Here is a 13,177-nt window from a genome sequence, read left to right on the forward strand (position 1 = left end):
ATAAGATTGTTTAGGCCCTATATGACCACATTGAGACAGTTTTTTCTGATTACCGAATTGCGACGAAAGTTGTTTTATACTTTTGCTTTGCTTGCGGCCTGTAGAGTTGGTGTATTTATTCCTGTTCCAGGGATTAATGGCGAATTAGCTGTAGCTTATTTCAAGCAATTATTGGGATCAGGTCAAAATTTATTTCAATTAGCAGATATTTTTTCTGGAGGGGCTTTTGCCCAGATGACGGTAATTGCATTGGGTGTGGTTCCTTACATCTCGGCTTCAATTATCGTCCAACTTTTTCTCGTATTTATGCCCGCACTCCAAAGAGAAATGCGAGAGTCTCCTGATCAAGGAAAGCGTAGGATTGGCAGACTTACACGTTTATTTACTGTTGCCTTAGCTGTAATACAATCCCTATTGTTTGCTAAGTTTGCTCTTAGAATGAATCTAACGATTCCAGGGGTTGTTCTGCCCACTTTATTGTCCTACAAGTTATTTGGAGCCCCCTGGATTTTTTATATTACAACAGTTGTAGTGATGACTACAGGAACCCTCCTGTTAATGTGGATTGGTGAACAGATTTCTGATAAGGGTATTGGGAACGGGATAAGTTTAATTATTGCTCTTGGAATTCTATCCTCGTTTCCTTCTGTATTAGGGTCTATTCTTAATAAGTTAAATTTAGGATCTCAAGATGCTTCTGATTTAGGTCTAATTTCAATTTTAATCCTTGCTCTTGTTTTTGTTTTCGTCCTTATTACTACGATTCTGATTATCGAGGGAGTTAGAAAAATCCCTGTTCAGTATGCTCGAAGAGTAATTGGAAGAAGAGAAGTCCCTGGAGGAGGGTCCTATCTTCCTTTAAAAGTTAACTATGCTGGTGTAATCCCTGTTATTTTTGCCTCTTCACTCCTCATGTTTCCAGCAACTATAGGACAATTTATTGCATCAGAGTCTTCATGGATGAAGCATATAGCAACTTTACTTGCTCCAGGGAGTTTAGTATATTCTATATGCTACGTGTTGCTCATTATATTTTTTACATACTTCTGGACAGCTACACAGTTTCATCCAGAGCAAATTGCCTCTGAAATGAAAAAAAATAATGCGTTTATTCCTGGTATACGTCAGGGAAAACCTACGCAACATTATTTAGAGTATACAATGAATCGTGTGACCCTTTTGGGAGCGCTATTTTTAGCGGCGATCGCGATATTGCCTTCACTTTTAGGTTATCTACTTCGTGTGGATTCTAATGTAAGTTATTTCTTAGGCGGTACTGCAATGCTGATCGTTGTAGGAGTCGTTTTAGATACAATGAAGCAGGTTGATGCCTTTTTGTTAATGCGTCGCTACGATGGCGTGCTGAAAACAGAACGGACGAAAGGAAGACATTGAAAAATAACAATTTTTGACCTAAGATGCTTATACTATTTTAAGGGAGGCCCAACGTATGCCACGCATCATTGGAATTGATATTCCTGCAAAGAAAAAGTTAAAAATAAGTCTGACATATATTTATGGAATAGGATCAGCTCGTTCTGATGAGATTATTAAAAAGTTAAAGTTAAATCCTGAGGCAAGGGCCTCTGAATTAACTGAAGAAGAAGTGGGACGACTGAACTCGCTTTTGCAATCAGAATATACGGTAGAAGGCGATTTGCGACGTCGTGTTCAATCAGACATTAAAAGATTGATTGCCGTCCACTCTTATCGAGGTCAGAGACATCGACTTTCCTTACCAGTAAGAGGACAGCGCACAAAGACTAATTCGCGCACTCGAAAAGGTAAAAGAAAAACAGTTGCAGGTAAGAAGAAATAATTTTTAATTAGGAGTCGTGTTTTGGTTAAAAATCAAGCGCAGGCAAAAAAGAGCGTAAAAAGAAAACAACTAAAAAATATTCCTTCAGGTGTTGTGCATGTTAAAGCTACCTTTAACAATACAATAGTATCGATAACAGATCCTGCTGGTAATGTGATTTCTTGGGCATCAGCAGGTAAAGTAGGATATTCTGGTTCGAGAAAATCTTCAGCCTTTGCTGCCACTGTAGCAGCTCAAGATGCTGCTAAAACTGCCATGAACTCTGGTTTAAAGGAAGTAGAGGTTTGTTTAAAGGGTACTGGAGCTGGAAGAGAGTCTGCTGTCCGTGCTTTGATATCTGCTGGTTTAGTAGTTTCTGTCATCCGTGACGAAACTCCTGTTCCTCATAATGGTTGTCGGCCAAGAAAAAGGCGCAGAGTGTAGTTTTAGGGTAAGGAGAAAGGGATGTCAGATAACGCACACAATTTACTTTATGATAAGTTTGAACTGCCTGAAGCAGTTAAAATGTTGCCTGTTGAAGGGCTTCCAATAGATAAATATGCTCGCTTTATTGCTGAGCCTTTAGAAAGAGGAATGGGTCATACTCTAGGGAATGCCCTAAGACGAGCTTTGCTCATTGGTTTAGAAGCCCCAGCAATTATTTCGTTTGCTATGACAGGCGTACTTCATGAATACATGGCGATCGAAGGGGTTGTTGAGGATGTAACTAACATCATTCTGAATTTAAAAGGAGCCCTATTAAAAAAGTACCCAATGCAGGATAGTTCTTTGGGAAGAACAACCCAAGTATTGCGAGCTTCAATTTCTATAGATGCTTCTGATTTAGCCGCAGCTAATGGCCAAAAAGAAGTTACTTTGCAAGATTTATTGCAAGAAGGCGACTTTGAAGCTGTTAATCCAAACCAAGTCATTTTTACTGTTACCCAACCCATACAGTTGGAAGTAGTTTTGCGAGTTGCTTTTGGTAGAGGCTATACGCCTTCCGAAAGGATTATTTTAGAAGATAAGGGTGTTTATGAAATTGTTTTGGACGCCGCTTTTTCTCCTGTCACTTTAGTGAATTACTTTGTAGAAGATACACGTGTTGGTCAAGATACAGATTTCGATCGTTTGGTTTTAGTTGTTGAAACAGATGGAAGAGTTTCTCCTAAAGAAGCTTTAGCTTTTTCAACTCAAATTTTGACTAAGCACTTTTCTATTTTTGAAAATATGGATGAGAAGAAAATTGTATTTGAAGAAGCTATTTCTATTGAAAAAGAAAACAAAGACGATATTCTTCATAAGTTGATTTTAGGAATTAATGAAATCGAACTTTCAGTAAGATCAACAAATTGTTTGTCTAATGCAAATATTGAGACTATTGGTGAACTTGTTATCATGCCTGAACCTCGATTGCTACAGTTTAGGAATTTTGGAAAGAAATCACTTTGTGAGATCAAGAATAAACTGAAAGAAATGAAGCTTGAATTGGGAATGGACCTAGCGCAATTTGGTGTAGGTTTAGATAATGTAAAAGAAAAAATGAAGTGGTATGCCGAAAAGATTCGGGCTAAAAATACAAAGGGATAGTAAGTAATGCAACACGCTAGAAAAAAATTTAGAGTTGGCCGTACTTCCTCGCATAATCGTTGTATGTTAGCTAATATGTTAAAGTCTTTAATTCATTATGAAAGAATAGAGACTACATTGCCTAAAGCTAAAGAACTACGCCGATATGCTGATAAAATGATTACCTTAGCTAAGAAAAACTCCTTAGCAGCACGACGTATAGCGAGTGGACGGCTTATGATAAGGTACAACAAATTAACAAGCAAAGAAGCTCGACAAGCTAAAGGTGGAGACACCTCTGTATATAATGTAGATCGCTTGGTTGTGAATAAGTTATTCGATGAGTTGGGGAATCGTTTTGTAGAAAGAAAAGGTGGTTACACGCGTATTTTAAAACTACAAAATAGAATTGGTGATAATGCTCAAAAGTGTATTATAGAGTTTTTAGCTAGCTAAAGCTAATAAATTTCCAATTTATCGAATTTTAAGGATAGGCAATGAAAGTTGTAATTAATGGTTTTGGACGCATTGGTCGTTTAGTTTTAAGGCAAATCTTGAAAAGAAACTCTTCATTGGAAGTCCTCGCTATTAATGATCTTGTTCCTGGAGATACCCTTACGTATCTCTTCAAATTTGACTCTACACATGGACGTTTCCCTGGAGATGTGCATTGTGAGGAGGACCACCTTGTTCTTGGACAGCGAAAAATTAAATTTTTGTCAGAACGTAATGTTCAAAATCTTCCCTGGAAAGACTTAGGCGTTGATCTCGTTATTGAGTGTACTGGACTCTTCACAAAAAAAGAAGATGCTGAGAAACATCTTCAATCTGGGGCTAAACGAGTATTAATTTCAGCTCCTGGAAAAGGTGATATTCCTACTTTTGTTATGGGAGTGAACCACAATACTTTCGATCCAGAAAAAGACCTTGTTATATCGAATGCTTCTTGCACTACAAATTGTTTAGCTCCTCTTGCTAAAGTTTTATTGGATAATTTTGGAATTACAGAAGGTTTGATGACAACAGTTCATGCTGCTACTGCTACTCAACTAGTTGTTGATGGACCTTCTAAGAAAGATTGGAGAGGAGGACGTGGATGTTTGCAAAATATTATTCCCGCCTCAACTGGAGCTGCAAAAGCTGTAACTCTATGTCTTCCTGAATTAAAGGGAAAATTAACGGGTATGGCCTTCCGGGTTCCTGTCGAAGACGTGTCTGTAGTTGATTTGACTGTCAGATTAGATAGATCTGCGACTTATGATGACATTTGCAAAGCTATGAAACAGGCTTCAGAAAGTGATTTAAAAGGAATTTTGGATTATACAGATGAGCAGGTTGTTTCTTCAGATTTTATAGGATCTGAGTACTCCTCTATATTTGATGCTCTAGCTGGTATCGCTTTGAATGATCGGTTCTTCAAGCTAGTTGCGTGGTATGATAACGAAATAGGATATGCTACGCGCATAGTAGATTTATTAGAGTATGTAGCAAAAAACTCTAAATAAAAGGTTATAATTACGTGTATTTTACAAGAGACCCTGTCATAGAAACTGTAATTACCTCTCGAGAGGGGTATAAATTGTCGGTAAGGAATACAAAACATCTTTCACAAGATCCTTTTATGGTTGAAGCTATAGAAGTTATTTCTTTAGGAAATATTTGTTTTTTCCGAAACTGTGATCACAGTAAACCTTTTTTAGTCCCTGCTGGAGACTACGAGGTTATGGAAGTCCGTGATACTAAAATCAATTTGAAAGCAGTCGGTTTAGATCGTGGAGTCAAGATAGCTGGTGGTAGAGAAGCACTAATTAAATTAACCAAGTCCACTCCACAACCTTTTATTGATGAGAAGCTTGCTGATAGTCCCGAAGAAGGAACAGAACCAGCACCTCCTAGTAAAAAGGAAAAGAAAGAGACGAGAAAGGATTCCTTTAAAGGTGAGAAGTGGAAAGAGAAGAAAAAGCTAAGTCGTCGTAGAAATCACAAAGAAATTGCCGAAGTGGCTGGCGCATCGCAAGAAATCTTGGATACTGTTAAAGAAGAACTTTGGGAAGAATCTCAAGAGAATGAAATTGTTGAGCAGAAGAAATTTTCCTTGCTCCCGCCTCCAGCAAAGTTGATATCAGAAGTAATTTCTCAAACTGTTGTAGATCCAATAGTTACTTCCGCAGATCTTAACGAGTCATTACAAGCTTTGGTTCGGGAAAGCAGCGAAGTCATAAATGCTTTATTGTCTGCAGATGATGCTATGCATTTTCCTGAGACAGAGGATGAACCCTCCCCAGTCTCTTTTGCAGTAGAAGAAGATGCTTCTGCAATGTTCTTACCTGAAACATCTTCTGCTACAGAAGAAGAATAGTAATTTTCAGAGGCATGTTTTAAGTTCAAGTTAGCTTAAGGCGTGTCCTTTGGTAATGCGAAAAATCATTGATCTAGAAAAATCCCTGTGTTAAGATGTTCTTTAGTTTTCTATCCTTATAGAAAAAAGATCCTCTTTAAAGAACATGCCTTTTAATTGAAGGCTTCTCTAAGCAGAGAATTGTCTTTTGTGCTCAGATGGTGGAATGGTAGACACTAGGGACTTAAAATCCCTTGGGCGTAGGCCCGTGCAAGTTCGAGTCTTGTTCTGAGCAATTTTCTAAGTTTTTCAATTTAAGTAGAGTTGTCTTGCTAAGTTTCCTGTCTTTTTAAAAGTAACTTATGACGAATTAGGACAAGAACTCAGTCGTATGTTATAGGATAAATTGATTAGACTAACTTTAGAGGTAACCTGTGCGGCTCTTATCTATACTTAAGCTGCATCTATCTTCGCTACGATCGCCCAGTTCATCATCCCCCCACTATTACAATTCGTGTTCTCGTTCCATGCTGCGTTTGCTTTGTCGTTGGAAGGATTCTGATATTATGGAGTGGGAGCAGGTCTGCAGTATTCTTTCAGGGGTCTGTAGCAGAATGAGTGGAAAGTTGGCTTCATTGCAGAAGGAAACGCAAGACTCTTGTGATCAGGAGAATGAACGTATCAACTTCCAGTATAAGGAACAGCTATCTGCTTTAGAAGAAGAATATATCCGTCGTCAGGAAGCTAAAGATCAGGAGATAGAAAAACTACAAGGAGAAAATCATTGGTTGCAAAATCGCCTTGCTGAAAAATTGCAACAAATTCGACATCAAAATGACGTTATCGATGAGATAAAAAAAGAACTTCTTCAAAGTGTACAGCAAACAGAAATTAGTGAGGGGCGTCGTTTATGCTATGAGCATAAAATCAAACAACTGGAAGAACAACTACAGCGTCATATTTCACAACAGGGAGCCCCTTCTATAGAGATAGAAGAAGAGAAATCTTATGCCCCATACGCAGAGATCAAACAGTTAAAGAAAAGTCTTATTACTTTGCAGCAAGAAAAAGATCTTTATATAAAAACATATCATTTAGAGATTGCTAAGTTGCGAGAAAAATTAAAGCAACAAGAAGGATCCCAAACTAATTCCGAAGTTTGTTCTGTTGAAAAGTTAACAGAGGTTCAAACCGATCTAGCTGAGAAAAAAAAGACAGTTGCCCTACTCCAAGATATTGTTGAAGATCAATATTGTCAGCTTCGGGATCTACATAAACAGATGGATGTTGCTATGCCTTCAAATATGAAGTTAGATCATCTGAAAGGACTCTTAGGGAAAGAACTTGAGTGTGAAGCAGACTGGTTATTCTCAGAATCTAAATCTTTAGGTAGCTAGAATTTCTGCGTAGTAAAATCACTGTTTTTTAAATAGAGGGAAATGTTCCATAGAAACCTAGAATTAATTACTTTAGAAGTGGTGATCTAGGTTAGGATCATATTTTAAAGAGAATAATTTCAAAGTGTCTCGGGAATAAATATCGTGTCAGAATTGATTATAGGGGTGGATCCAGGAACTATAGTTGCAGGATATGCCATTATTGCTCTAGAACATCGCTATCAAGTGCGGCCTTATAGTTATGGTGCAATTCGTTTATCTCCTAAAGTTCCACTTCCTATGCGCTATAAGGCTTTGTTTGAAGAACTCTCAGGAGTGTTGGATGATACACAACCCAATGCCATGGTTCTAGAAACTCAGTTTGTAAATAGGAATCCTCAAAGTACTATGAAATTAGCAATGGCACGAGGAATTATTTTACTTGCCTCAGCTCTGCGTAACATCCCGATTTTTGAATATGCCCCCAATCTTGCAAAGAAAGCAGTAGTTGGTAAAGGACACGCTAGTAAAAGACAGGTCCAGGTGATGGTGAGCAAGATGTTAAATCTTCCTGATATTTTAGACCCATCTAATGAAGATATTGCTGATGCCTTTGCACTTGCTATATGTCATACTCATGTATTGCGTAGTCCTCTTTGTGGAGTGAAATAAGATGTACGACTATATTCGTGGAACACTTACCTATGTGAATACTAGTGCGATTGTTATAGAATGCCAAGGTATTGGCTACCACATTGCTATCACAGAACGTTGGGCAGTAGAATGCATCAGAGCTTTACATCAAGATTTTCTAGTATTTACTCACGTTATATTCCGTGAAACTGAACACCTGCTTTATGGGTTTCATTCTCGAGAAGAGCGAGAATGTTTTCGTATTTTAATTTCTTTTTCTGGAATAGGACCCAAACTAGCCTTGGCAATTCTTAGTGCCCTACCTTTAAAGATACTATGTTCTGTAGTTCGGTCTGAAGATATCCGTGCCTTATCTTCTGTATCAGGAATTGGGAAAAAAACTGCTGAAAAGCTCATGGTCGAGCTTAAACAAAAATTACCAGACCTACTTCCTTTAGACTCCAAAGCTGAGACAAGTCGAACACATAGGGTCTCTTCTTGCTTTGAGGAAGGCATCCAGGCTTTAGCGGCTTTGGGTTATTCAAAAATTGCTGCGGAGCGTATGATTGCAGAGGCAATTAAAGATCTCCCAGAGGGGTCTTCTTTAACGGATATCCTTCCTATTGCTCTCAAAAAGAATTTTTCAGAAGCGAACAAGGACTAGACTTTCCTAAAGATCATGCTATACTTCTCCTAAAATAAAATGATTTCATTTAAAGGAGATGTGTGTACACCATGGAACAAACGCTATCCATTATTAAACCAGATTCGGTTAGCAAAGCTCATATTGGAGAAATCTTATCTATTTTTGAACAATCTGGCTTACGTATAGCTGCTATGAAAATGATGCATCTATCTCAAACTGAAGCTGAGGGGTTTTATTCTGTTCATAAAGAGCGTCCTTTTTTCCAAGAACTTGTGAATTTTATGATGTCGGGCCCTATCGTAGTTTTAGTGTTAGAAGGTGCGAATGCCGTTACCCGCAATCGTGCGCTTATGGGTGCTACAAATCCTGAAGAAGCGGCTGCAGGAACTATCCGAGCTAAATTTGGGGAATCTATAGGGATTAATGCTGTTCATGGATCTGATAGTTTAGAGAACGCTGCTATCGAGATCGCCTACTTCTTCAATAAGATAGAAATTGTCAATGCTTCTTAACCAACTTCTTTAATTTAGTACTGTAGTAGCTTTGCGATGAGGTTGGGCAAGAATTTCTTCTAATTCATTACCAAGAAATTCTTGCCAAGTAAACAATAAATTGCCAGATGCTTTGATACTTTCAAAAAAATAATCGTGACAGGGAAACCACGGACGTAACGTAGTCAAAAACTCTTTGTGAGAGCGCTGGTTACGGTAGGGGGGTTGCTTTTGGGGAATGGGTAGGTAGTATGACAACCTATCTATGTCTATATCCCACAAAAATGTCGTGTGATGTACCCAGCGATACCTTTGAATATATTGTGCATTACCTCCTATTTTCTTATGGCCAAGAACATAGTCGTTTTCGCGAATAGAAAAGGTATTAGGAAGTAGTGGACTATAGACCTCATACGTCCATGCTAATACTGCCTCGGGTTGAATACAGGCTTCTAGACTGTTCATAATCCAAGATACCATCAGGGTATTAGAATCTATGAATACCGTACCCCCTCCGCTATAGCGACGTATTATCGGAATATTGTTTGCTCGTGCTCGTGAAATGTGAACGTCTTGACTCAAGTTTCTGGAAATTCCTAAAACTATTGCGTCCTCAACATCCGCATTTATAATACAAAAATTTTGATTCGAAACTCTTAGTAAAGCCTCTTCGATTTGCAGTTGCTGAAGAATCGAATGTCCTCGTAGATCTAGGAAAATACAGTTAGTGATGGACATGTTTTTTTAAAGCTACCATCAAAACTTGAATATCAGCAGAAGCTATGCCCGATATTCTGGATGCAGAACCGAGAGTTCGGGGGGTAAATTTCGCTAATTTCTCTTGAGCTTCTAAACTTAAGGCTCTTATTTGCTTATAATCTAAGTCTTCTGGAATTAGTAAAGATTCTGCTTTTTCTAAACTCTGAATCAGAATTTTCTGGCGATCTATATATCCAGAATATTTGATTTCCATTTCTAGAGATGCATTGAGAATTGCTCCTAAATCACGAACATCATTGGGAAATGCTTCTCTAAGCATGTCATAAGAAACTTCAGGACGACATAGTGCTTTTGCTAAAGATACTACAGAATCTCCATACTTTCTAAATGTCTTTTGGAAACGAGCCTTTTCTTCTTCTACTAGTTGATTATGCTGTTTGACAAACTGATAACGTTCTTCTGATAGTAACCCCAATTCATAGCCATAGTGTGATAGGCGCGCACACGCATTATCTTGTCTTAATATGAGTCGGTGTTCTGCTCTTCCTGTAAACATACGGTAAGGTTCATCCAAAATCTGCGTCGTGAGATCATCTAACATTACACCGATGTAGGATTCTTGGCGTGAAGGGATGAATGGAGGCCTATTAAGTACCTTGTTTACAGCATTAATTCCTGCAACCAACCCCTGTGCTGCAGCTTCTTCATAACCTGTAGTGCCATTAATTTGCCCACATAAAAAGAGACCTTCTATAAGCTTGCTTTCCAATGTGGGGTGGATCACGTTACCGTGAATATAGTCGTATTCTATGGCATAGGCTGGCCGGGTGATAATTGCATTTTCTAATCCGCGTACCGAATGGATCATATCGTATTGTACGTCAAAAGGCATAGAGGTAGATAATCCATTAGCGTAGATCTCTTGGGTATGAAGCCCTTCTGGTTCTAGAAAGACGTGGTGACGTTCTTTGTCCGAGAATTTTACAACCTTATCTTCTATAGAAGGACAATAACGGGGACCTACGCCTTCAATTCGACCTCCATAAAGGGCGGAACGGTGTAGGTTGGCCGCAATGATCTCCTTAGTTTTTACCGTGGTGTGAGTAATGAAACAAGACAGTTGTGGTAAAGGAGGTTGAAAAGGCTCGCTTCTATGTACAAAACCAACACCCCGATCTCCAGGTTGCTCTTCCATACAAGAAAAATCTATAGAAGAAGCTAATAGACGGGGAGGGGTTCCAGTTTTTAGTCTGCTTATAGGGAAGCCCTGTTTTTTAAGGTTTTCTGATAGACCTTGCGATGAAGGATCACCTAAACGTCCCCCAGAGAAATTACGATCCCCAATATGAATTAGGCCACGCATGAATGTTCCAGAGGAGAGCACTACGGTTTTTCCTAAGTATACCAAACCTTCCTTGGTCGTAACCCCAGAAATCGCGCCTTCTTTATCTAATAGAGATTCTACGGTGCCTTGCATCATATGAAGGCCTGGAGTATTCTCCAAAAGACGTTTCATATGGATGTGATAAAGCTGCTTATCTACCTGAGCTCGTGGAGCTCGGACAGCAGGCCCCTTAGTCTGGTTGAGAATACGGAATTGTATGCCAGATTGATCTGTGACTTCCGCCATGATACCGCCAAGAGCATCGATCTCTCGAACAATATGGCCTTTGCCAATACCGCCAACGGCAGGATTGCAACTTAACTTAGCAATAGTATCTAAATTAGAGGTGAGCATAAGAACGGAAGCGCCCATCTTTGCAGAACAATATGCCGCCTCACAACCCGCATGCCCAGCTCCCACTACAATCACATCGTAAGTAATTGGGTGAGTCCACATACGTTATTAAAAACTACTTATTTTTATGACGATCTCTACGACGTCTTTTTTTACGCTTGTGCTTGGCGATCTTGAGTCTTCGTTTTTTCTTAACAGATGACATAATTTCTTTATGGTTAACGTATCGATTTGATATGCTCCTTCGTCGTAAGTGACGAAGATTCTTCAAATTCAAACCGAAGTTTGAATTTGTTCAGCCGAACCCTGCTGCAATAGAACGCTCACGCTATTCTTCTACAGACATTGTGCTATCCTCAGCCGATCAAACAACTATACTGATTCCTGGGTTTTAAGACAAATCGGATTGTCTGATACACTTAGCCCTTGTTAGAACTGCGAACGAACTAGCTGATACATTCAAAAGCAGAATAATTACGAAAACGTGCCAGTTCTTTTTCAAAAACTAGAGGGACAGAACCTATAGAACCATGACGGTTTTTTGCTATAATAAGTTCCGCAGTGCCAGGTTTATCATTGGGATCATAATATTCTCTACGAAGCAAGAACATCACTAAATCCGAATCCTGCTCAATACTTCCGCTTTCCCGAAGGTCGCTCATCATAGGACGATGATTTGCACGATCCTCAACTTTTCGAGAAAGCTGCGAAAGACAAAGGATAGGAATGTTTAACTCCCGGGCAAGGGTCTTCAACATTCTAGAAATCTCTGAAATTTCTGTTTGACGACTTTCTATAGAACGCAGGGTCCCAGAGCCAGAAAGTAATTGTAAATAATCAATAACTAGAAATTGAATATCATAGCTTTCTTTCATTCTACGAGCTCGAGCTCGTAGATCAGAAACTTTTAACCCAGGCTGATCATCAATCAGCAGAGTGTGTTCCTGCATTTCATTGATCACTGAGACAATTCTTTGAAAGTCATGTCCAGAGAGGTCGCCTAAAGAGATTTTTTTAGATTCAACCTCAGATCGCGAGCAAATCATGCGATGAATGAGTTGATCAACTGTCATCTCTAAAGAAAAAATTCCAATAGGAAGGTGGCTTTGAAAACAAAGATTCTCTGCGATGTTCAAAGCAAGTGCTGTTTTCCCCATAGCAGGACGCGCAGCTAGGATCATCAAATTAGAAGGAGAAAACCCATGAATTAGCTGGTCTAAATCAATAAAATGTGTGGAAATGCCAGAAAAGAATGATTTGCCATCTCCCTGAGCATTCTGTAAAAATAATTCTTGTCTTTCCTGTAATTGTACGAGGTAGGGCTTATCTGTAGTTGTTGTTAATCCGCGTAACCTGTCAGCAACTAAAGTGTACTGACTTACTGATGACGACTGGCTGATTTTGAAAAAAGAATTCTGAGCTTCATCTAAAGCTTCCGTAACGTTTTTTGGCTCCTCTAAAGCCTTTTTTTCGATTTCTTTTGCTGTGGAAATCATCTTCCTGAGGATGGACTTGGATCGGATAATTTCCACATATTCTTCAAGATAGGCTGCTGTACCTGCGAATTCAGCTAAAGTAATTAGATAGGGAGGGCCTCCAATAACAGTAATCTGATTGCGTCGTTTCAGCTCTTCTCCAGCTAAGTGCACATCTATGGGCTTATCTTGCTTAAAGGCATCTTGTAGGACTCGGAAAATAATTTTATGTTCAAGGTAATAAAAATCTTCTTCATAAAGCTGGTTAGCCGCAAGATTGAGATAATGTACCCCCGTTAGCATACATCCTAAGACTATCATTTCTGATTCTTTCGAATGAGGGGGTGAGGGGAGAGGAACGGTAGCAGACGTATCCATCGGAGTCGAACTTTG

General features: G+C 39.0%; 15 protein-coding genes and 1 tRNA gene. 12 read left to right on the top strand and 4 right to left on the bottom strand.

Annotation, left to right across the window (positions count from 1 at the left end; translation table 11 throughout):
- Positions 1-21 precede the first annotated feature (21 nt).
- From secY to ndk, 12 genes are all read left to right on the top strand, one after another.
- The gene (gene secY / locus CMV32_RS03285; RefSeq protein WP_100934508.1) at positions 22-1,395 is read left to right on the top strand and encodes a preprotein translocase subunit SecY; all 1,374 of its coding nucleotides are present in this window, start codon (positions 22-24) and stop codon (positions 1,393-1,395) included.
- 55 nt (positions 1,396-1,450) lie between these two features.
- Complete coding sequence (gene rpsM / locus CMV32_RS03290; RefSeq protein WP_100934509.1) at positions 1,451-1,819, top strand: 30S ribosomal protein S13; 369 nt, start codon at positions 1,451-1,453, stop codon at positions 1,817-1,819.
- A gap of 21 nt (positions 1,820-1,840) precedes the next feature.
- Positions 1,841-2,242, top strand: coding sequence for a 30S ribosomal protein S11 (gene rpsK, locus CMV32_RS03295; RefSeq protein WP_010883265.1), 402 nt, complete (start codon positions 1,841-1,843; stop codon positions 2,240-2,242).
- A 21-nt stretch (positions 2,243-2,263) separates the two neighbouring features.
- Positions 2,264-3,388 (top strand): DNA-directed RNA polymerase subunit alpha, encoded by a 1,125-nt coding sequence (locus tag CMV32_RS03300; RefSeq protein ID WP_100934510.1) that lies wholly within the window; start codon positions 2,264-2,266, stop codon positions 3,386-3,388.
- A gap of 6 nt (positions 3,389-3,394) precedes the next feature.
- Entirely contained in the window at positions 3,395-3,823 is a 429-nt protein-coding gene (gene rplQ, locus CMV32_RS03305) for a 50S ribosomal protein L17 (RefSeq protein ID WP_100934511.1), read from the top strand.
- 41 nt (positions 3,824-3,864) lie between these two features.
- On the top strand, positions 3,865-4,872 hold the full coding sequence (gene gap, locus CMV32_RS03310) for a type I glyceraldehyde-3-phosphate dehydrogenase (RefSeq protein ID WP_100934512.1): 1,008 nt from the start codon (positions 3,865-3,867) through the stop codon (positions 4,870-4,872).
- Positions 4,873-4,886: 14 nt separating this feature from the next.
- The gene (grgA, locus tag CMV32_RS03315) at positions 4,887-5,726 is read left to right on the top strand and encodes a GrgA family transcription factor (protein ID WP_100934513.1); all 840 of its coding nucleotides are present in this window, start codon (positions 4,887-4,889) and stop codon (positions 5,724-5,726) included.
- A 191-nt stretch (positions 5,727-5,917) separates the two neighbouring features.
- Positions 5,918-6,000: transfer RNA gene (locus CMV32_RS03320), tRNA-Leu, on the top strand.
- Between the two features lie 139 nt (positions 6,001-6,139).
- Positions 6,140-7,102, top strand: coding sequence for a hypothetical protein (locus CMV32_RS03325; RefSeq protein WP_100934514.1), 963 nt, complete (start codon positions 6,140-6,142; stop codon positions 7,100-7,102).
- Between the two features lie 144 nt (positions 7,103-7,246).
- Positions 7,247-7,753 (top strand): crossover junction endodeoxyribonuclease RuvC, encoded by a 507-nt coding sequence (gene ruvC / locus CMV32_RS03330; RefSeq protein WP_100934515.1) that lies wholly within the window; start codon positions 7,247-7,249, stop codon positions 7,751-7,753.
- A gap of 1 nt (position 7,754) precedes the next feature.
- Positions 7,755-8,378: a Holliday junction branch migration protein RuvA gene (ruvA, locus tag CMV32_RS03335; RefSeq protein ID WP_100934516.1), complete on the top strand. Its 624-nt coding sequence runs from the start codon at positions 7,755-7,757 to the stop codon at positions 8,376-8,378.
- A gap of 71 nt (positions 8,379-8,449) precedes the next feature.
- Complete coding sequence (gene ndk / locus CMV32_RS03340) at positions 8,450-8,872, top strand: nucleoside-diphosphate kinase (RefSeq protein ID WP_100934517.1); 423 nt, start codon at positions 8,450-8,452, stop codon at positions 8,870-8,872.
- Between the two features lie 9 nt (positions 8,873-8,881).
- On the opposite strand, the gene CMV32_RS03345 is transcribed toward ndk, so the two are convergent.
- From CMV32_RS03345 to dnaB, 4 genes are all read right to left on the bottom strand, one after another.
- Positions 8,882-9,589 carry a lipoate--protein ligase family protein gene (locus CMV32_RS03345; protein ID WP_100934518.1) on the bottom strand — a complete coding sequence of 236 codons (708 nt, stop codon included), beginning with the start codon at positions 9,587-9,589 and terminating at the stop codon, positions 8,882-8,884.
- On the bottom strand, positions 9,576-11,411 hold the full coding sequence (gene mnmG, locus CMV32_RS03350; protein WP_100934519.1) for a tRNA uridine-5-carboxymethylaminomethyl(34) synthesis enzyme MnmG: 1,836 nt from the start codon (positions 11,409-11,411) through the stop codon (positions 9,576-9,578). Before mnmG ends, CMV32_RS03345 begins: the two co-directional genes overlap by 14 nt.
- Before the next feature lie 13 nt (positions 11,412-11,424).
- The gene (locus CMV32_RS05725; protein ID WP_072054076.1) at positions 11,425-11,514 is read right to left on the bottom strand and encodes an AURKAIP1/COX24 domain-containing protein; all 90 of its coding nucleotides are present in this window, start codon (positions 11,512-11,514) and stop codon (positions 11,425-11,427) included.
- A 241-nt stretch (positions 11,515-11,755) separates the two neighbouring features.
- Positions 11,756-13,162 carry a replicative DNA helicase gene (gene dnaB / locus CMV32_RS03360; RefSeq protein ID WP_100934520.1) on the bottom strand — a complete coding sequence of 469 codons (1,407 nt, stop codon included), beginning with the start codon at positions 13,160-13,162 and terminating at the stop codon, positions 11,756-11,758.
- Positions 13,163-13,177: the final 15 nt, after the last annotated feature.

Source organism: Candidatus Chlamydia corallus (assembly GCF_002817655.1).
GTDB lineage: Bacteria > Chlamydiota > Chlamydiia > Chlamydiales > Chlamydiaceae > Chlamydia > Chlamydia corallus.

Coding starts and splice junctions, on each gene's coding strand:
- secY (WP_100934508.1), top strand. CDS start 22: ATGACCACATTGAGACAGTTTTTTCTGATTACCGAATTGCGACGAAAG.
- rpsM (WP_100934509.1), top strand. CDS start 1,451: ATGCCACGCATCATTGGAATTGATATTCCTGCAAAGAAAAAGTTAAAA.
- CMV32_RS03300 (WP_100934510.1), top strand. CDS start 2,264: ATGTCAGATAACGCACACAATTTACTTTATGATAAGTTTGAACTGCCT.
- rplQ (WP_100934511.1), top strand. CDS start 3,395: ATGCAACACGCTAGAAAAAAATTTAGAGTTGGCCGTACTTCCTCGCAT.
- gap (WP_100934512.1), top strand. CDS start 3,865: ATGAAAGTTGTAATTAATGGTTTTGGACGCATTGGTCGTTTAGTTTTA.
- ruvA (WP_100934516.1), top strand. CDS start 7,755: ATGTACGACTATATTCGTGGAACACTTACCTATGTGAATACTAGTGCG.
- ndk (WP_100934517.1), top strand. CDS start 8,450: ATGGAACAAACGCTATCCATTATTAAACCAGATTCGGTTAGCAAAGCT.
- CMV32_RS03345 (WP_100934518.1), bottom strand. CDS start 9,589: ATGTCCATCACTAACTGTATTTTCCTAGATCTACGAGGACATTCGATT.
- mnmG (WP_100934519.1), bottom strand. CDS start 11,411: ATGTGGACTCACCCAATTACTTACGATGTGATTGTAGTGGGAGCTGGG.
- CMV32_RS05725 (WP_072054076.1), bottom strand. CDS start 11,514: ATGTCATCTGTTAAGAAAAAACGAAGACTCAAGATCGCCAAGCACAAG.
- dnaB (WP_100934520.1), bottom strand. CDS start 13,162: ATGGATACGTCTGCTACCGTTCCTCTCCCCTCACCCCCTCATTCGAAA.